Origin of the sequence: Janibacter melonis (assembly GCF_003721155.3) — a bacterium.
Taxonomy (GTDB): domain Bacteria; phylum Actinomycetota; class Actinomycetes; order Actinomycetales; family Dermatophilaceae; genus Marihabitans; species Marihabitans melonis.
Map to the genome: position 1 here is coordinate 1,665,885 of NZ_CP044548.2, position 18,522 is coordinate 1,684,406.

Annotated in this window: 17 protein-coding genes; 8 read left to right on the top strand and 9 right to left on the bottom strand. The window is 71.6% G+C overall.

The window, feature by feature from the left end:
• The first annotated feature begins 73 nt into the window (after positions 1-73).
• From EEW87_RS07795 to EEW87_RS07810, 4 genes are all read left to right on the top strand, one after another.
• Positions 74-802, top strand: coding sequence for a type IV toxin-antitoxin system AbiEi family antitoxin domain-containing protein (locus EEW87_RS07795; protein ID WP_123092171.1), 729 nt, complete (start codon positions 74-76; stop codon positions 800-802).
• The gene (locus EEW87_RS07800) at positions 772-981 is read left to right on the top strand and encodes a DUF559 domain-containing protein (protein WP_163562398.1); all 210 of its coding nucleotides are present in this window, start codon (positions 772-774) and stop codon (positions 979-981) included. Before EEW87_RS07795 ends, EEW87_RS07800 begins: the two co-directional genes overlap by 31 nt.
• A gap of 219 nt (positions 982-1,200) precedes the next feature.
• Positions 1,201-2,127 (top strand): 2,3,4,5-tetrahydropyridine-2,6-dicarboxylate N-succinyltransferase, encoded by a 927-nt coding sequence (dapD, locus tag EEW87_RS07805; protein WP_123092173.1) that lies wholly within the window; start codon positions 1,201-1,203, stop codon positions 2,125-2,127.
• A 2-nt stretch (positions 2,128-2,129) separates the two neighbouring features.
• Complete coding sequence (locus EEW87_RS07810; RefSeq protein WP_225985136.1) at positions 2,130-3,023, top strand: hypothetical protein; 894 nt, start codon at positions 2,130-2,132, stop codon at positions 3,021-3,023.
• Positions 3,024-3,122: 99 nt separating this feature from the next.
• On the opposite strand, the gene EEW87_RS07815 is transcribed toward EEW87_RS07810, so the two are convergent.
• The 3 genes from EEW87_RS07815 to fdxA all read right to left on the bottom strand — a co-directional run bounded on the left by EEW87_RS07815 (position 3,123) and on the right by fdxA (position 6,045).
• Positions 3,123-4,406 carry a citrate synthase gene (locus tag EEW87_RS07815; RefSeq protein WP_123092174.1) on the bottom strand — a complete coding sequence of 428 codons (1,284 nt, stop codon included), beginning with the start codon at positions 4,404-4,406 and terminating at the stop codon, positions 3,123-3,125.
• A 143-nt stretch (positions 4,407-4,549) separates the two neighbouring features.
• Positions 4,550-5,722 (bottom strand): succinyldiaminopimelate transaminase, encoded by a 1,173-nt coding sequence (dapC, locus tag EEW87_RS07820; protein ID WP_123092175.1) that lies wholly within the window; start codon positions 5,720-5,722, stop codon positions 4,550-4,552.
• Positions 5,719-6,045 (bottom strand): ferredoxin, encoded by a 327-nt coding sequence (gene fdxA, locus EEW87_RS07825; protein WP_068277350.1) that lies wholly within the window; start codon positions 6,043-6,045, stop codon positions 5,719-5,721. Before fdxA ends, dapC begins: the two co-directional genes overlap by 4 nt.
• Before the next feature lie 12 nt (positions 6,046-6,057).
• Between fdxA and EEW87_RS07830 the strand changes: the two genes are divergently transcribed.
• Positions 6,058-7,071 (top strand): GNAT family N-acetyltransferase, encoded by a 1,014-nt coding sequence (locus EEW87_RS07830; RefSeq protein WP_420810349.1) that lies wholly within the window; start codon positions 6,058-6,060, stop codon positions 7,069-7,071.
• 1 nt (position 7,072) lies between these two features.
• On the opposite strand, the gene EEW87_RS07835 is transcribed toward EEW87_RS07830, so the two are convergent.
• The 6 genes from EEW87_RS07835 to typA are packed head-to-tail and all read right to left on the bottom strand — an operon-like array spanning position 7,073 to position 14,466.
• The gene (locus tag EEW87_RS07835; RefSeq protein ID WP_123092177.1) at positions 7,073-7,681 is read right to left on the bottom strand and encodes a 4'-phosphopantetheinyl transferase family protein; all 609 of its coding nucleotides are present in this window, start codon (positions 7,679-7,681) and stop codon (positions 7,073-7,075) included.
• Positions 7,678-9,441, bottom strand: a complete 1,764-nt coding sequence (locus EEW87_RS07840; protein ID WP_123092178.1) for a VanW family protein — start codon at positions 9,439-9,441, stop codon at positions 7,678-7,680. Before EEW87_RS07840 ends, EEW87_RS07835 begins: the two co-directional genes overlap by 4 nt.
• A 4-nt stretch (positions 9,442-9,445) precedes the next feature.
• On the bottom strand, positions 9,446-9,931 hold the full coding sequence (locus tag EEW87_RS07845; protein ID WP_123092179.1) for a flavin reductase family protein: 486 nt from the start codon (positions 9,929-9,931) through the stop codon (positions 9,446-9,448).
• The gene (gene mshB, locus EEW87_RS07850) at positions 9,928-10,797 is read right to left on the bottom strand and encodes an N-acetyl-1-D-myo-inositol-2-amino-2-deoxy-alpha-D-glucopyranoside deacetylase (protein WP_123092180.1); all 870 of its coding nucleotides are present in this window, start codon (positions 10,795-10,797) and stop codon (positions 9,928-9,930) included. Before mshB ends, EEW87_RS07845 begins: the two co-directional genes overlap by 4 nt.
• Positions 10,794-12,539, bottom strand: coding sequence for an ABC transporter substrate-binding protein (locus EEW87_RS07855; RefSeq protein WP_123092181.1), 1,746 nt, complete (start codon positions 12,537-12,539; stop codon positions 10,794-10,796). The genes mshB and EEW87_RS07855 overlap by 4 nt, the downstream gene beginning before the upstream one ends.
• A 31-nt stretch (positions 12,540-12,570) precedes the next feature.
• Positions 12,571-14,466 (bottom strand): translational GTPase TypA, encoded by a 1,896-nt coding sequence (gene typA / locus EEW87_RS07860; protein ID WP_123092182.1) that lies wholly within the window; start codon positions 14,464-14,466, stop codon positions 12,571-12,573.
• 335 nt (positions 14,467-14,801) lie between these two features.
• On the opposite strand from typA, the gene EEW87_RS07865 reads away from it, so the two are divergent.
• The 3 genes from EEW87_RS07865 to EEW87_RS07875 all read left to right on the top strand — a co-directional run bounded on the left by EEW87_RS07865 (position 14,802) and on the right by EEW87_RS07875 (position 18,521).
• A complete protein-coding gene (locus EEW87_RS07865; RefSeq protein WP_404811913.1) occupies positions 14,802-16,424 on the top strand; it encodes an ABC transporter substrate-binding protein in 1,623 nt (540 codons plus the stop codon).
• A 109-nt stretch (positions 16,425-16,533) separates the two neighbouring features.
• A complete protein-coding gene (locus EEW87_RS07870) occupies positions 16,534-17,541 on the top strand; it encodes an ABC transporter permease (protein ID WP_123092184.1) in 1,008 nt (335 codons plus the stop codon).
• Positions 17,538-18,521 (top strand): ABC transporter permease, encoded by a 984-nt coding sequence (locus EEW87_RS07875; protein WP_225985135.1) that lies wholly within the window; start codon positions 17,538-17,540, stop codon positions 18,519-18,521. The genes EEW87_RS07870 and EEW87_RS07875 overlap by 4 nt, the downstream gene beginning before the upstream one ends.
• Position 18,522: the final 1 nt, after the last annotated feature.

Here is an 18,522-nt window from a genome sequence, read left to right on the forward strand (position 1 = left end):
TGGCAGGGTTTCGTAGGAGCAGGGCTGTGGAGAGACGATCGGCGCGAAGGGGGATCCGGGCCAGACTTCGGCGATGGAGGACACCCTGCCGCTGCTCGCCGCGATCGAGGTCAACGGCGTCTTCACCACCGGGGCCGCCGGCAGGGCCGGCGTGCATCGCCTCGTCCTGCAGCAGATGCGTCGGGCCGGTCTCATCACCCAGGTGGTCCGGGGCGTCTGGAGCATCTCGCCTCCCGCGGATCCCGCAGACATGCATGTCTTGCGCACCGTGGCGTACCTGTCGCGTCTGACCCGCCGCACAGCCGCCGACTCGGTATCGGCCCTCCTGCTGCACGACCTGCCGGTCGTCGAGGCCGACCTCGGGCTCGTCCACCTCGTGCGGGCCGAGGCGGCGTCGACCCGGCTCGAGAAGGGCTACACGTTGCGGACATATCGTCGGGACGTCGTCACCTCGGACCGCCACCCGCTGGTCGCGACCCCGGTCCCCGCAGTCGGACCGGCGGACGCCGCAGTCGCCGCAGGTCTGACCGAGCGGCCGATCACCGCGCTCGCCGCCGCCGACGCGGCGCTGCACGAAGGGCTGGTCGCGCCCACCGACCTCGAGGCGGCCGTGGCCCGGGTCCCGAGAGGGACGCGCGGCATCGGGGCCGTGAGGAGCGCACTTCGGCTCGCTGATGGTCGGCGCGAGTCACCGGGCGAGAGCTTCACCGCGCTGGTGTGCGACCTGCTCGACGTGCCGCTCACCCCCAGGTCGACATCGGCCCGTGGCGCGTGGACTTCCTCATCGCGGGCACCCGGGTGATCCTCGAGTTCGACGGCGCGCTGAAGTACACGGACCGCCAGGTCCTCGTCGACGAGAAGACACGCGAGGACGACCTGCGTGCCCGGGGGTACGTCGTGGTGCGGCTCATGTGGCGAGACCTGAGGCAGCCGACGATCGCACGGGCCAAGATCAGTCGCGCCCTCGCCCTGGCCGCCTGACCCCCCTTCGCCACCACCCCCTCTAGTCAGCCTCTCCGGGCACACCCCGCCGGCCTGCAAAACCCTGCCAGCAGCCCCTTGACGTGCCAGGACCCTGTCGAGACCCTGCTGACTCATCAAGACCCAGCCAGCAGGGTTTTGTAGCTCCCGGGCCAGGCGACCACGGGGAGACGGCAAGCGAGTTCGGGGCAACGGGCAGCAGTTCGTAGACTCCGGGGCATGACGACGCGCGCAGCCTGGGGCCATGGGATCGCCACGACGACGACGGACGGCACGGTGCTCGACACGTGGTACCCGCAGCCGCGGCTCGGGCAGGCCCCTGAGGCCGACCAGGTGCCCACCGAGCTCACCGCCCTCGCCGGGCAGGACGAGGCCCGGGGCGTGCGCACCGAGGTCGTCACCGTCGCGGTCGACCTCGACGCGGCCCCGCAGGACGCGAGCGACGCCTACCTGCGCCTGCACCTGCTCTCGCACTGCCTCGTCGAGCCCAACTCGATCAACCTCGACGGGCTCTTCGGGGTGCTCACCAACGTCGTGTGGACCAACCACGGCCCGTGCGCGGTCGAGGGCTTCGAGACCACCCGCGCCCGGCTGCGCACCCGCGGCCAGGTCACCGTCTACTCCGTCGACAAGTTCCCGCGTCTCGTCGACTACGTCATCCCGGCCGGCGTGCGCATCGGCGACGCCGACCGCGTGCGTCTCGGCGCCCACCTCGCCAGCGGCACGACCGTCATGCACGAGGGCTTCGTCAACTTCAACGCCGGCACCCTCGGCACCTCGATGGTCGAGGGCCGGATCAGCCAGGGCGTCGTCGTCGGCGACGGCTCCGACATCGGCGGCGGCGCCTCGACGATGGGCACCCTCTCCGGCGGCGGCACCCAGCGCGTCGCCATCGGCCGGCGCTGCCTCGTCGGCGCCGAGGCCGGCGTCGGCATCGCCCTGGGCGACGACTGCGTCGTCGAGGCCGGGCTCTACCTCACCGCCGGCACGAAGGTCGCCCTCCCCGACGGCACCGTCGTCAAGGCGCGCGACCTCTCCGGCCGCAGCGGCCTGCTCTACCTGCGCAACTCGGTCACCGGCGCCGTCGAGGCCAAGGACCGCACGGGTGACGGCGTCGCCCTCAACGAGGCCCTCCACACGAACTAGCCATGCCGCCCCGCCGTCCCACCGCCGACCGCCCGCCCCTCGCCGAGGAGCGGGCGGTCTCGCGCGCCCGGGTGCGCCGCAACCGCGCGCTCGTCGCGAGCGTGGCCGTGCTCGGGCTCCTCGGCTGCGCCGCGTGGTGGGTGCGCGACAAGGTCATCACCCCGTGGAGCGAGTCGTGCGAGGCGACCGCGCTCGAGCAGGACGTGAGCTTCACCCCTGAGCAGATGCACAACGCCGCGACGATCGTCCAGGTCGCCGAGCGCCGCGGCCTGCCCGCCCGCGCCGGCTCGATCGGGGTCGCCACGGCGATCCAGGAGAGCAAGCTGCGCAACATCACCTACGGCGACCGCGACAGCGTCGGCCTCTTCCAGCAGCGCCCGAGCCAGGGCTGGGGCACCGTCGAGCAGATCCTCGACCCCCGCTACTCGACGAACGCCTTCTACGACGCGCTCGTCAAGGTCGACGGCTGGCAGGACATGCGGATCACCGAGATCGCCCAGGAGGTCCAGCGCAGCGCCTACCCCGAGGCCTACGCCGACCACGAGCACGAGGGCCGCACCATCGCCTCGGCGATCTCCGGCCACTCCCCCGAGGGCCTGGTCTGCCGCCTCGACCCGCCGACGGGCGTGGGCGACCGCGAGCGTCTCGTCGAGAGCCTGCGGACCGAGACCGGGTACCGCGCCGACACCGGGGACGGCGTCGTGGTCGTCCGGGCCTCGCAGGAGCGTCGCGCGTGGGGTGTCGGGGCGTGGGCGGTCGCGACGGCGAAGGGGCACGGCGTCACCTCCGTGCAGGTCGGCGACCGCGTGTGGACCCGCGAGGACGGGTCCAGCTGGTCGGCCGCACCGGACCCGGTCGACGCCTCGACCGTCCGGATCACCCTCGCCGACGGCTGACCCGCCCCACGCCGAACCCGCTCCGAGCACGACGAAGGGGGACCACCCGGCCGGGTGGTCCCCCTTCGCTCGACCTCGAGGTCAGCGCCTATCGATGAGTCAGCGCTCGTCGATGCCGACGTAGTCGCGCTCGGTCTCGCCGATGTAGATCTGGCGCGGACGGCCGATCTTGGTCTTCGGGTCCTCGATCATCTCGCGCCACTGGGCGATCCAGCCCGGGAGGCGGCCGATGGCGAAGAGCACGGTGAACATCTTGGGCTGGAAGCCCATCGCCGTGTAGATGAGGCCGGTGTAGAAGTCGACGTTCGGGTAGAGCTTGCGCTCGACGAAGTAGTCGTCCTTGAGGGCGATCTCCTCGAGCTTCATCGCGATCTCGAGCTGCTCGTCGCCGCCCATCTTCTCGAGCACGGTGTGCGCCGCGTCCTTGACGATGGCCGCGCGCGGGTCGTAGCTCTTGTAGACGCGGTGGCCGAAGCCCATGAGACGGACGCCGTCCTCCTTGTTCTTGACCTTCTTCATGAAGGTCTCGGCGCCGTCGTCGGACTTCTGGATCTGCTCGAGCATCTCGAGCACGGCCTGGTTGGCGCCGCCGTGGAGCGGGCCGGACAGGGCGTGGATGCCGGCGGAGACCGAGTTGAAGAGGTTCGCGTGGGCCGAGCCGACGAGGCGGACGGTCGACGTCGAGCAGTTCTGCTCGTGGTCGGCGTGGAGGATGAAGAGCTGGTCGAGCGCCTTGACGATCTCGGGGTCGAGGTCGTAGGGCTCGGCCGGGAAGCCGAAGGTCATCCGCAGGAAGTTCTCGGTGAGCGAGAGCGAGTTGTCCGGGTACAGGAAGGGCTGGCCGACGCTCTTCTTGTGCGCGTACGCGGCGATGGTCGGCAGCTTCGCGAGGAGGCGGATCGTCGAGATCTCGACCTGCTCGTGGTCGAAGGGGTCGAGGCTGTCCTGGTAGAAGGTGCCCAGCGCCGAGACGGCCGAGGAGAGCACCGGCATCGGGTGCGCGTCGCGCGGGAAGCCGTTGAAGAAGGCCTTGAGGTCCTCGTGGAGCATCGTGTGGCGGCTGATCCGCTCCTCGAAGTCCTCGAGCTCGGAGGTCGTCGGCAGCTCGCCGTAGATGAGCAGGTAGGCGACCTCTGTGAAGGTGGACTTCGAGGCCAGCTGGTCGATCGGGTAGCCGCGATAGCGCAGGATGCCCTGGTCGCCGTCGATGTAGGTGATCTTCGACTCGGCCGAGGCGGTGTTGACGAAGCCGACGTCGAGCGTGGTGTTGCCGGTCTCCTTCATCAGGCTCGAGATGTCGTAGCCGCTGTTGCCCTCGGCGGCGGGGATCAGCGGGAAGCTCAGGTCCTTGCCCCCGGCGGAGAAGGTGGCGCTGTCAGTCATAAGAAGAACTCCTGCCCTTTCGCAGTCGTGACGCCTGGCCCGTCACGCCCGGGTGAGGGCAGACGCACCGCGTGGTCTCGTCCGAAACTACCCCAGCCGTCGCGGCCCGATCCACACGGGCCCACCCTGGGGAACGCCGGCGCTCAGGCCGTGAGCCGGGCTGCGGCAGCGGCGATCTGGGCGTCGGTGGCCGTGAGGGCGATGCGCACGTGGTGCGCGCCGGCCGCCCCGTAGAAGGTGCCCGGCGCCACGAGCACGCCCCGGTCGGACAGACGGCGAAGGGTGGTCGCGGCCGGCTCGTCGGCCGTCGCCCACAGGTACAGCCCGGCCGCGGAGTCCTCGACGCGCAGGCCGAAGGCCTGCACGGCTGGCAGGAGCACGTCGCGGCGGGCGGCGTAGCGGGCCCGCTGCTCGGCGACGTGGGCGTCGTCGGACACCGCCGCGGCGAGGGCGGACTGGACGGGGGCGGGCACGATCATGCCGGCGTGCTTGCGGACCTCGAGGACGCGGCGCACGAGGATCGGGTCTCCGGCGACGAAGGCGGCGCGGTACCCGGCGAGGTTGGACTGCTTGCTCGTCGAGTACACGGCGAGCAGGCCCTCGTGGGAGCCCTCGCACACGCGCGGGTCGAGGATGCTCGGCGTGGTGGGCAGCTCGTCGTAGGACTGGCCGCGCTCCTCCTCGGAGCGCCAGTCCAGCTCGGCGTAGCACTCGTCGGAGGCGACGACGACACCGCGCTCGCGCGCCCAGCGCACGACCTTGCGCAGGTGCTCGACCCCGAGGACGCGCCCGGTCGGGTTGCTCGGGGAGTTGAGCCACATGAGGCGCGGGGCGGAGGCGCCGCTCACCGGCCCCAGCGCGGTCGTCGCGTCGGCCGGCACCGGGGTCGCCCCGGCGATCCGGGCGCCGACGTCGTACGTCGGGTACGCGACGGTCGGGAAGACGACGGACTCACCGGCACCGATGCCGAGCAGCGTCGGCAGCCAGGCGACGAGCTCCTTGCTGCCGATCGTCGGCAGGACCCCGTCGGGGTCGACGTCGGGCGCACCGCGACGCCGGGCGAACCACGCGGCGACGGCCTCGCGCAGCGGCGGGGTGCCGTACGTCTGGGGGTAGCCCGGGGCGTCGGCGGCCGCGCGCAGCGCGTCCTGGACGACGGCCGGGGTGCTGTCGACGGGGGTGCCGACGGAGAGGTCGACGAGCCCGTCGCCCTGCGCCTGGTCCGCGCCGGAAAAGGCTCTCGCCCGCTCCTTGAGCGGAGCGAGCGAGTCCCAGGGGAAGTCCGGCAGGCCGGAGAGCCCGGACGCCGTCGTCACTCGTCGTGCTCCTGCGGGGGCAGCGCGGCGATGAGGGGGTGGTCCTTCTTGATCATGCCCATCTTGGCGGCGCCGCCGGGGCTGCCGAGGTCGTCGAAGAACTCGACGTTGGCCTTGTAGTAGTCGGCCCACTCCTCGGGGGTGTCGTCCTCGTAGTAGATCGCCTCGACCGGGCACACCGGCTCGCACGCACCGCAGTCGACGCACTCGTCGGGGTGGATGTAGAGACTGCGCTCACCCTCGTAGATGCAGTCGACCGGGCACTCCTCGATGCAGGCCTTGTCCTTGAGGTCCACACAGGGCTGGGCGATCACGTACGTCATGGCGGCAATACTATGCCGCTCGTGACGGCGTCGGCGGTGAGGTACCCCTTAGGTTCGCGGATGGCGATCCGGACCCGGATCCCGGCGGGCGCGCCCGACCTGCCGGGCTCCCCCACCCTCACCGACACGGTCGGCGAGGTGCTCGCCGTCGACGACGAGAGCGTCGTCCTGGCCACCCGCCGCGGCGAGGTGGCGCTGCCCCTCGGGTCCGTCGTCGCCGCCCGCGTCATCCCGCCGCGACCGACCCGTCGGGGCGCCCCGGAGCGGGCGATCGGCATCGAGGACCTCCACCGCGTCATGACGAAGGGGAACCCCGGCCTCGAGGTCGCGTGGCTCGGCACCCCCGGGCGGGGCTGGATGCTGCGCGCCGGGCTCGGCTTCACCGGTCGCGCCAACTCCGCGCTCCCCCTCGGCGACCCGGGCACGACCGATGAGGAGGCCGTCGAGCACGTCGTCGCCTGGTACCGCGAGCGCGACCTCGTGCCGCGCCTGCAGGTGCCGCTGCCGCTCCACGTCGCGCTGGCGGACGACCCCTTCGCCGCGCGGCTCCTCTCCCAGGGGTGGACCCCGATCACCCCCGCCCTCGTGCTCACCGGGCGGGCCGTCCCGGCCAGCCCGGCGCCGCCGGGGTGGCGGCTCGAGCAGCGCGACAGCATCGACGACGCGTGGCTCTCGGCGAGCGGGGCGGGCATCACCGACCACCGCGAGGCGGCACGAGCCGTGCTCGGCGCGCCCCGGGAGCAGGTCTTCCTCCACGCCCGCGACGCCGACGGCGAGCTGCTGGGGGTCGGGCGGGCGAGCATCGACGACGGGTGGACCGGCGTGTACTCGGTGCACGTCGCCGAGCGGGCCCGACGTCTGGGCGTCGGGCGATGGCTGACGACGGCGGCGACCGCCGCCGGGGCGCAGCGCGGCGCGAGCCTGGTCTACCTCCAGGTCGAGACCGACAACCTGCCCGCGGTCCGTCTCTACGAGGACCTCGGGCTGCGCCGGCACCACCACTACGCGTACCTGCGCCTGCTCTAGCTCAGGTCAGGCACACCCACGCGACGGCGCCCGTGGGGGCGTCGAGCCGCTCGAGGCGGCCCTGCGGCGCGCTCCCGTCGAGCAGGACGCTCCGGTCCTCGGCCACCTGCACCGACGACATCGGCAGGGCCAGACCGGTCCCGAGGGCCTTGAGGTAGGCCTCCTTGGCCGCCCACAGCAGGGCGAAGCCCTCGGCGTCGGCAGGCTCGGGCTCGCCGGGCGAGACCACCCGGGCGACGAGCGCCGCCGACGGCGGGCGCGACCGGACGAGCTCGACGTCGACGCCGACCGGCCGCGCGGACGCGGCGACGAGGACGTGCGGGCCCGAGTGCGACGCGCTGACGTGCCACCCCTGCGCGGCTCCCGTGGGCACGGGCCGGCCGTGCGGCAGGTCGCAGTCGGGGCAGTCACGCCGCAGGCCGACGTCGGCCGGGTCGCAGCCCGCGAGCTCGCCGACCACCCGCCGCATGAGCGCGGCGGCCCCGACGAAGCGCGCCTGCTCCTCGGGCGCGGACTTGGCCGCGAGCCGCTCGCGCTCCCCGTCGTCGAGCACCGAGCGCCAGCCCGGGTCGACGTCGGCGACCGCGAGCCACCGCACGAGGGAGGTCACGGGTTGGTGCAGGTGACGTCGTCCTCAGGGATGTAGTGCGTGTCGAAGGTGCTCGTCGTCGCGGCACCGCCGGCGACGGGCTTGAGCACGCGCGTCACCGTGACGTCGAAGCCCGGGGTCGGCGCCTGGGGCACGCACCCCTTCGAGTCGTCGGTGATCGTCTTGGGCTGCACGACATTGCGCCGCGGGCCCTTCTTCGCCTCGACGTCCCACGTCTTGACGCCGTAGAAGCTCACCGTCACCTGCGAGTTCGTGGCGTTCGCGCGGATGAGGATGCCGCCCTTGGTGTTGTTCGTGAAGCGGTTGTCGACGTCCGGGTAGCTGATCGTCGCCTCTCGGCCCTCGGGGTAGCGCGAGATGTAGAAGGAGTGGGGGTGGAACTCCTCGATCCGCGCCCCGGAGAAGAAGACGGCGTTGAAGAGCGTCGTCGACAGCTGGCTGATGCCGCCGCCGTAGTCCTCGGCGAGGCGGCCGTTCATGATGACGCCCGCCGACTTGTACCCCTTCGCCGCGGTGCGCGGCCCGAGGTGGTCGTTGAGGCTGAAGGTCTGTCCCGGGCCGACGTAGGCGCCGTTGAGCCGGCTCGCGGCGAGCTTGATGTTCTCGACGCGGGGCCCGTAGGTCGACATGTACGTCGTGAAGGTGGAGATCTCCTCCTTCGGGATGGTCTTGCGCGCGATCGCGGTCGTCACCTCGGGCTTCGTCGCCTCGGAGGGCACGGCGGCGGTGCGCTGGTCGCCCGACTTCGCCATCGCGGCGACGACGGGCGCGGCTACCCCGTCCTTCTTCAGGCTCAGGCCGGACTGGCTCGGCGTGACCGAGAAGTCCTGGGAGCCGCTGAGGACGACCTCGGCGTCCTTGGCCGGGCGAAGGGTGCCCGAGCTCGTGCCCGCAGCGACGACCGCCGCGGAGACCTTGGCCTCGTCGACGTCGTAGGACAGCTCGCCATTGTCGGCCGACACCGTGACCGCCTTCATGAGCTCCTTCGCGGGGACGCTGAAGCTCACGCTCCGCGCCGCCCCCTTCGCCGCCGGGTCGGTCGTCGTGATCTTCACCGGGCCGTCGGCGAGGGGGTCGAGCTCCTCGGTGGTGAAGCGCTCGATCTCGTCCTGGGCCAGCGTCGGCTCGAGGGTCGAGATCTTCGCGGAGTACGTCCGGGTCTGCGGCCAGCCGGAGGAGATCTGCTCGACGAGCGCGTCGCGGTCGACCGCGCGCCCGGTGGCGGACTTCTTCGTCACGACCTCGCCGTCGGTCACCGCGACCGACCCCTCGACGGGCTTCTTCTCGAAGGTCTTCGCGGCCGTGGCGACGGCGCTGGTCAGCGCGTCGTCGTCGACCTCGGCCTCGAGGTCGCGCGAGGTGCCCCCGCGCACGTGGGCGACGACGTCGGCGGGGTTGAGGCTGAAGCCGGTGAGCCCGGCCAGCGACGCGTCGTAGTCGACGGTCAGGCCGGCCTTCGCGGGATCGATGCGGGTCTTCGTGCCGGCGCCCTCGACCTGCAGGGGCTGGGTCACGGCGTCCTTCGTGCCCCGCTCGAGGGCGGCCCGCGCCTCCGACTCGTCCATGCCGCCGATGCTCACGCCGCCGACGGTCGTGCTCGCGGGCACCCGGTCGCCGAAGTACACCGCGGTGCCGACGTAGAGCGCCCCGAGGACGAGGAGCACGAAGAGCCCGGCGAGGACCCCACGGCCGCGGCGGCGCGGCCCCTGGCCGTCCAGCTCCTCGTCCGTCAGGCGGCCGTCGTCGCGGCGGTCACTCATGCATTCACCTCGTGCTCGTGTACGTGCTGCGGTAGTAGACCAGCGGGCTGCCGCTGTCGGCGTGGTCGGCCCTGACGACCTCGGCGACGACGATGACGTGGTCGCCCGCCACGTGCTCCTCGACAGTCTCGCACTCCATGGTGGCCAGGGCTCCGTCGAGCAGGACGACCCCGGACTCGCCGCGGTGGTGCGGGACCCGGGTGAGCTGGCCCTGCAGGGGGCGCCCCGGGGTGCTCAGCCAGCTCGCGATGCGCCGGTGCTCCTCGGCGAGGACGCTCACGCCCCACCGGCGCGCCGTGCTCACGGCGTCCTGGAAGCCGCTGTCGAGACGCACGCAGAGCAGGACGAGCGGCGGCTCGAGGGAGACGGACGTGAAGGCGTTGGCGGTCATCGCGTGGTCGTGGCCGTCGACGGTCGTCGTCACGACGCACACACCCGTCGCGAGCCGGCTCATCGCCTGGCGCAGCGCGGCGCTGGGCTCGAGGCTCATCGGCGCACCGCCTCGGCGAGGGGTCGGCGAGCGGGGGACGAAGGGGGGACGAGCGCCCCGGTCTCGACGTCGAGCTCGGCGTAGCCCTCCCGCCCCGAGAGCCGGGCCGCGATGTCGTTGGACAGCGCGTACTGGTCGCCCTCGACGCTCACCTGGGTGCGGTGCTCGCGCAGCGCGGCGACCTGGCCGGCGACGGCCTGCGGGTCGACGACCTCGAAGGCGACGAGCTCGTCGGGCACGACCTGGGGCGGGTGCTCGCCCGTCGGCAGGGTCCACGAGGCGCGTGCCGGGCCGTGCTGCGCGAGGTGGGCCCGGTCCTCGTCGGCCCAGGTGCGCGGGGTGAGCACGGCGAGGACGACCGGGCGGGCGGCCGTGGGCAGGGCGGCGACCGCGGCGCAGACGACGCGGTGCGTCTGGACGTGGTCGGGGTGGCGGTACCCGCCCTGCGGGTCGTAGGTGATGACGAGGTCGGGGTCGACCTCCTCGACGACGGCGCGCACGAGGGCCGCCGCCTCGGCGACGTCGGCCCGGGCGAAGGCGCGGGGGTCGTCCTGCGAGGGGGTGCCGACCATGCCCGAGTCCCGGTAGCGCGAGAGCGTGCCCGCTCCCTCGCCGAGGACGCGGTGCTGCGCGCCGATCGCGCTCATCGCGCGGCGCAGCTCCTCACGGCGGTAGGGCCCGAGGGTGTCGTCGTGATCGGCGTCGAGGTGCGCGAGCTCGGGCGGGATGACCTCGCCCTGCTCGCCGAGGGTGCACGTGAGCACGTGCACCTCGTCACCGGCGGCGACGTGGTGGGCGAGGCAGACCCCCGTGGCGATGCTCTCGTCGTCGGGGTGGGCGTGGACGAGGAGCAGGCGCAGGCTCACCGAGCCACGCCGATCGTGCCCATCTCCGGGGTGCCCCCGAAGACGGCGTTGCTGCTCAGCCCGGTGACCTCCTGGCCGGCGACGAAGGTCGACCGGTGCTGCACGAGCGGGACGTAGCTGCCCTGCTCGAGCAGGGTGGTGTCGACCTTCGTCCACGCCGCGGCTCGCCGGTCGGCGTCGGCGACGGCCATCGCCTTGTCCATCGCCGCGTTGACCGCGTCGTCGCGCACGTAGCCGTAGTCGCGTCCGGAGGAGGCGCTCGTGATGTTGATCCGGTCGTCGAAGAGCGGCGGGAGCACCGTCGCCGCCGAGGGGTAGTCCGCGCCCCAGCTCGACCAGAAGACGTCGTACTTCTTCGCCGAGGCCGGCTGCGCGATCGTCGTGTAGTAGTCCTCGCCGAGGCCCTCGAGCTCGACGACGAAGCCCGCCTTCTCCCAGCCGTACTTCAGCGCGGCCATCGCCGCGTCGCTCTGCTCGCCCGAGCGGTAGGCGACCCGGATGCGCGGGCTCTCCTGCTTCGCCCGGGTGAGCAGGGCACGGGCGGCCTCGGGGTCGCCGGTGGGGCCGCGGTCGAGGACCGGCTCGTGGGCGGAGGGCAGGGCGGTGCTGAGCAGCGACCACACGGGGGTGGCGACCGCCTGGCCGCCGAGGGCCCGTGCGTAGCCCTCGCGGTCGGTCGCGAGAGCGAGGGCGGTGCGCACCCGGGCGCTGCGCATGACCTCGCTCGTGTGGTTCGGCGCGAGGTAGTCGACGATCTGGCCGTCGCCGGTGACGCTCTGCACCTGGTCGGCGGCGTCGGCCACGGGCTGCTGCAGCCCGTCGGGCAGCGGGTCGAGGAGCACCGAGCGCGAGCCGTCGTCGCCGTCGGTGATCGTCTCGACCGCCTCGACCGGCTCGACTCCCTCGCGGTGGACGATGCGCTCGAGGGTGGGCTCGCGCACCGGGTCGCTCTGCTCGTCCCACTCCTCGTTGCGCACCCACGTGCCGCCCTCACCGGGCTGCCACGCGTCCTCGAGCTTGTACGGGCCGTTGGAGTAGGCGAGGTAGGCGGAGTCGTCGCCCTTGTCGGTGCTGCGCTTGACGGGTGCGAACTCGGGGGTGGAGACGACCTCGCCGAAGTCGGCGACGGGCTCGCTGAGCCGGTAGGTGATCGTGTCGCCGGAGCACGTGACGGCGGCCTGGATGAGGTTCGTCGCCCCGGCGCTGCGACCCGCGCTGCCGAAGGGGCCGGGGTAGCGCGAGCTGCCGTCCGGCTTCTTCGGGATGTCGAGGTAGGTCAGCGCGTACCCGGCGGAGGCGGTGTCCTTGCTGAAGGAGCGGGAGACCCCGTAGCGGAGGTCGCCGCAGGTGATCCGCGAGCCGTCCTGCCAGCTGACGCCCTTGCGCAGGGTGAAGGACCACCGCGTCTGGTCCTTGCTCGCCCGGCCGGTGCTCGTCGCGAGGTCGCCGACGAGCTCCTTCTGCCCGGCGAGGTCGGTCGCGGGCGCGTAGGTCGTCAGCGTGCGCAGGTAGGTGCGGCCGGCGAAGGCCGACTGCTGGCGCGAGGTGATCCGCTGGGGGTCCCAGGAGAGGACCGGGCCCTGGGAGAGCACCGTGAGCTGCTGCTCCGGGCCCGCGAGGGGTGTCGTGCTCGCGCCCGACGCGCCCCCTCCCCCGCCGCCGTCTGCCGAGGTGCACGCGGAGACGAGCAGCAGGCCGCTCGTCGTGACGAGCGCCGCGGCGCGGCGGGGGGTGGGGGTCATCGGTGAGGTCCTCCTGGGGACGTCCTGGGGCTCAGCTGCGCGAGCGGGCCAGCCGGTTGCGCAGCACCTGGTCGAGCTCGACCTTGCGGATCCGCACGGCGTCGGGGGTGACCTCGACGCACTCGTCCTCGCGGCAGAACTCCAGCGACTGCTCGAGCGAGAGCTTGCGCGGGGGCACGACCTTCTCGAAGTTGTCCGCGGAGCTGGCGCGCACGTTGGTGAGCTTCTTCTCCTTGGTGATGTTGACGTCCATGTCGTCGGCGCGGGAGTTCTCCCCGACGATCATGCCCTCGTAGACCTCGGTCGTCGGCTCGACGAAGAGCGTGCCGCGCTCCTGGAGGTTGACCATCGCGTAGGCGGTGACGGGACCGCTGCGGTCGGCGACGAGCGAGCCGGAGATGCGCGTGGTGATCGTGCCGAACCACGGCTCGTAGCCCTCGAAGACGTGGTGGGCGATGCCGGTGCCCCGCGTCTCGGTGAGGAACTCCGTGCGGAAGCCGATGAGCCCGCGGCTGGGCACGAGGAACTCCATGCGGATCCAGCCGGTGCCGTGGTTGGTCATCTGCTCCATGCGCCCCTTGCGGGAGGCGAGGATCTGGGTGATTGCGCCGAGGTGCTCCTCGGGGGTGTCGATCGTCAGGCGCTCGACCGGCTCGTGGGTCTTGCCGTCGACCTCGCGGGTGACGACCTGCGGCTTGCCGACGGTGAGCTCGAAGCCCTCACGGCGCATCTGCTCGACGAGGATGGCGAGCGCGAGCTCACCTCGGCCCTGGACCTCCCAGGCGTCGGGACGCTCGGTCGGCAGGATGCGCAGCGAGACGTTGCCGACGAGCTCGCGGTCGAGCCGGTCCTTGACGAGGCGGGCGGTGACCTTCGTGCCGCGGGTGGCGCCACGGCCGACGAGCGGCGAGGTGTTCGTGCCGATGGTCATCGAGATGGCCGGCTCGTCGACGGTGATGACGGGCAGCGCGACGGGGTTCTCGGCGTCGGCGATGGTGTCGCCGATCATGATCTCGGGGATGCCGGCGATGGCGATGATGTCGCCCGGACGCGCGGGCTTGTCCTCGAGCGGCTTGCGCTCCAGGCCCTCGGTCATGAGCAGCTCGGTGATCTTCACGCGCTCCTGCGAGCCGTCGTGACGGCACCACGTGACCTGCTGGCCCTTGCGGATCTCGCCGTTGAAGACGCGCAGCAGGGCCAGGCGACCGAGGAAGTTGCTCGAGTCGAGGTTGGTGACGTGCGCCTGGAGCGGGGTCTCGTCGTCGTAGGCCGGCGCCGGAATGGTCTCCATGATCGTGCGGAAGAGCGGCTCGAGGTCGCCGTTGTCGGGCAGCCCGCCGTCCTCGGGACGGTTGAGGCTGGCCGCTCCCGCCTTCGCCGAGGCGTAGACGATGGGGAACTCGATCTGGTCCGCGTCGGCGTCGAGGTCCATGAAGAGCTCGTAGGCCTCGTCGACGACCTCGGCGATGCGGCTGTCGGGACGGTCGACCTTGTTGATGCACAAGATGACCGGCATCTTCGCGGCGAGCGCCTTGCGCAGGACGAAGCGGGTCTGGGGCAGCGGGCCCTCGGACGCGTCGACGAGCAGGACGACGCCGTCGACCATCGACAGGCCGCGCTCGACCTCGCCGCCGAAGTCGGCGTGGCCGGGGGTGTCGATGATGTTGATGGTGACGCCCTCGGGGGCGTCGAAGTCAGAGGCGGACGGACCGGTGTAGCGGATCGCGGTGTTCTTCGCGAGGATCGTGATCCCCTTCTCGCGCTCGAGGTCACCGGAGTCCATGACGCGGTCGACGGAGCCGCTCTTGTCGTGCTCGCCGAAGGTGCCGCCCTGCCACAGCATCTTGTCCACGAGGGTGGTCTTGCCGTGATCGACGTGGGCGACGATGGCGACGTTGCGCACGTCTGAGCGGGTCTTCATGGGCATGAGCGCGATTGTCTCAGCAGGAGCGCCGATGCCGGAAATCCGCGGTCGCGCCCGCGGCCCGCTCCCGACCCTCCGGGCGAAGGGGGACCCCCTTCGCCTGCTCGGTCTCAGACCGGTAAAGGCGTCGCCGACGGCCTACCCAGCGGGTGCTCACTCGATTAGGTTCACCAACCAGCCGCGTCCATGGCGCCTCGGCCCCCTCCGGGTGACCGCGTCACAGGGTGGCTGCCGAGGGTCACCGACTCCTCGGTCGACCGAACGCCACACCAGCGAGGTAGACGATGTCCATGCGGAAGTCCACTCCCGTGGTCCTCCTGGCCACGGCCGCTCTGACCATGAGCGCCTGTGCCCAGAGCGACCGCGAAGACAGCGGCAGCGGTGACAGCGGCGGCGACTCCGCCGCCACCGACGCCACCTTCACCTTCGGCGCCGCGGGCGCGCCGGAGGTCTTCGACCCCTTCTACGCCAGCGACGGCGAGACCTTCCGCGTCACCCGCCAGATGTTCGAGGGCCTCGTCGAGGTCAAGCCCGGCAGCGCCGAGATCGGCCCGGGCCTGGCGGAGAAGTGGGAGCCCAGCGAGGACGGCAAGACCTGGACCTTCACCCTGCGCGAGGGCGTGAAGTTCACCGACGGCGAGGAGTTCAACGCCGAGGCCGTCTGCGCGAACTTCGAGCGCATGGCCGACCAGAACGAGACCGCGCAGGCCGGCCCGGCCGAGTACTGGGCCTACTCCATGGAGGGCTTCGGCGACGACTCGCTCTACCGCTCCTGCAAGGCCACCGACGCCAAGACCGTCGAGCTGAAGATCTCTCGCGCCACCTCGAAGTTCCCGGCGATGCTCTCGTTGTCGGCCTTCGCGATGCAGTCGCCCAAGGCGCTCGAGTCCGGCGACGCGAACAACGTCAAGAAGCAGGGCGAGGGCTTCGCCTACCCGAAGAACGCGCAGGAGCCCGTCGGCACCGGCCCGTACACGCTGGAGAAGTACGACACCGCGAACAGCACGGTGACGCTCAAGCGCAACGACGAGTACTGGGGCGAGAAGGCCAAGAACGCCGAGATCGTCTTCAAGATCATCCCCGACGAGTCGACCCGTCGTCAGGAGCTCGAGGCCGGCTCGATCAACGGCTACGACCTGCCGAACCCCGTGGACTGGAAGGGCCTGGAGGACTCCGGCAACACCGTCGAGGTCCGCCCCGCCTTCAACATCCTCTACGTCGGCCTCAACCCCGAGAAGAACACCAAGCTCAAGGACCTCAAGGTCCGCCAGGCGCTGTCCATGGCCGTCGACCGCGAGAACCTCGTGACCTCCCAGCTGCCCGAGGGCGCTGTCGCCGCGTCGCAGTTCATGCCCGACACCGTCAAGGGCTACAACTCCGAGCTGCAGCCCATGAAGAAGGACGTCGAGGGCGCCAAGAAGCTGCTCAAGGAGGCCGGCGCCGAGGGCATGGAGCTGACCTTCGCCTACCCGAGCGAGGTCACCCGGCCGTACATGCCGAACCCGCAGAAGATCCACGAGGCCATCCGCCGCGACTTCGAGGCGGTCGGCATCAAGGTCAAGGTCGTCACCAAGCCGTGGAACGGCGGGTACCTCGACGGCGTCGACAACGGCCAGTTCGACGCGTGGCTGCTCGGCTGGACCGGTGACTACGACTCGGCCGACAACTTCATCGGCACCTTCTTCGGCAACCTCAAGAGCAACGACTTCCACACCTCGGCGACCGACTTCGGCTCCGACCTGAGCAAGGAGCTCAAGGAGGCCGACCAGACGGTCGACGAGGCCGAGCGCACGACGATGTACGAGGAGCTGAACAAGAAGATCGCCGAGGAGTACATCCCCGGGCTGCCGATCTCGCACAGCCCGCCCGCGCTCGTCGTCGGCGAGGGCGTCGAGGGTCTCACCGCGAGCCCGCTGACGGCCGAGCAGTTCGACACGGTCACCGTCGAGGGCGGCAAGTAAGCCCTACGTCGGCCGATCTGTCCCGACACCCAGGCTGGGGCCGTCTGCTCCGGGTCACCCCCGGACCAGGCGGCCCCACCGCCTGTCGAGCGCTAGGAGGCACCTACCCGTGCTGAGATTCATCGTCCGCCGGCTGCTCCAGCTGGTCCTCGTCGTCTTCGTCCTGTCGATCCTGCTCTTCGCCTGGCTGCGCGCGCTGCCCGGCGGCGTCGTCTCCGCGATGCTCGGCGAGCGCGCGACCCCCGAGAGCCGCGCCGCTCTCACCGCCGAGCTGGGGCTCAACGACCCCCTCCCCGTGCAGTACTGGCGCTTCCTCCAGCGCGCCCTCCAGGGCGACTTCGGCGCCTCGACCTCCGTGCAGGTCGGCCGGCCCGCGATGGAGGTATTCCTCGAGCGCTTCCCCGCGACGATCGAGCTCGCCCTGGGCGCGATGCTCATCGCGCTCCTCCTCGCGATCCCGCTCGGCTACGTCGCCGCCCGGCGGCGCGGCAGCGCGCTGGACAACCTCTCGGTCGTCGGCTCGCTCGTCGGCGTGGCCGTCCCCGTCTTCTTCCTCGCCTTCCTGCTGAAGTACTACTTCTCGATCAAGCTCGGCTGGCTGCCGGTCTCCGGTCGTCAGGACGTCGGCGACGCGACCCGGGTCACCGGCTTCTTCGTCCTCGACGGCATCCTCACCCGCGAGTGGGACGCCTCTCTCGACGCCCTCAAGCACCTCGTCCTGCCGAGCATCGCCCTGGCCTCGATCCCCTTCGCGATGATCTTCCGGATCACCCGGGCGAGCGTCCTCGACGTCCTCGACGAGGACTACGTGCGCACCGCCCAGTCCAAGGGCCTGGGCTCGCGGGTCATCCGCGGGCGGCACGTCATGCGCAACGCGCTCCTGCCGATCGTCACCGCCGTCGGCCTGCAGACCGGCGCGCTGCTGGGCGGTGCGGTGCTCACCGAGACCGTCTTCAACTTCCCCGGCATCGGCCAGGCGCTCTCGCAGTCCTTCAGCAGCCGCGACTTCGCCGTCCTGCAGGTGATCATCCTCGCGGCGGCCATCGTCTACGTCCTCGTCAACCTCGTCGTCGACGTCCTCTACGCCGTCATCGACCCCCGAGTGAGGACCCGATGAGCACGACCCCCACCACCCCCGAGCCCGGCACGCCGCGTCCCATGCCGCGTCCCGGCGACCGCAAGCGGGCCCGCATCGACGCCCTCGCCGAGGCCGGCGCGGTCTCCGACTCCCCCGGGACGAGCCTCATCGCCTCGGCGTGGAAGCGGCTGCGCCGCAACCCCGTCTTCCTCGTCGGGCTGGCGATCACGACGGTCTTCGTCCTCATCGCGCTGCTCGCGCCGCTGCTGGCGCCGAACGACCCCACCGAGTGGCTGCTCAAGGTGAGCGCCCAGAAGGACCCGGTCCCCGCTCCCCGGGACGGCTTCCCCCTCGGCGGTGACGACAAGGGCAGAGACCTGCTCTCCCGCCTCATCGTCGGCAGCCGGCAGACCCTCGTCGTCGGTGTCATGGCCACCCTCATCGGGCTCGCCGGCGGCGTCGTCCTGGGCACCCTCGCGGGAGCCTTCAGCGGCTGGGTCGACAGCGTCATCATGCGCGCGGTCGACGTCATGCTCTCCATCCCCAGCCTGCTGCTCGCCTTCTCGATCTCGGCGCTCGCCGCCCGGCCCAGCCAGTGGACGCTCATCATCGCGATCGCCATCGTGCAGATCCCGATCTTCGCCCGGCTCCTGCGGGGCGCGATGCTCGCCCAGCGCAGCAAGGACCACGTCCTCGCGGCCCGGGCCCTCGGCGTCAAGCGCTCGGCGATCGTCCTGCGCCACATGCTGCCGAACTCGCTCGGCCCGGTCATCGTCCAGGCGACGCTCGTCCTCGCGACGGCGATCATCGACGCGGCCGCGCTGTCCTTCCTCGGCCTCGGCAACCCCGACGACCGGACCCCGGAATGGGGCCAGATGCTCGGTGCGTCGCAGAAGTACTTCTACGACTACCCGCACCTCGCCTTCTACCCGGCGATCTGCATCATCGTCGTCGCGCTCGGCTTCACCCTCATGGGCGAGTCGCTGCGCGAGGCCCTCGACCCCAAGACCCGGAGGTGAC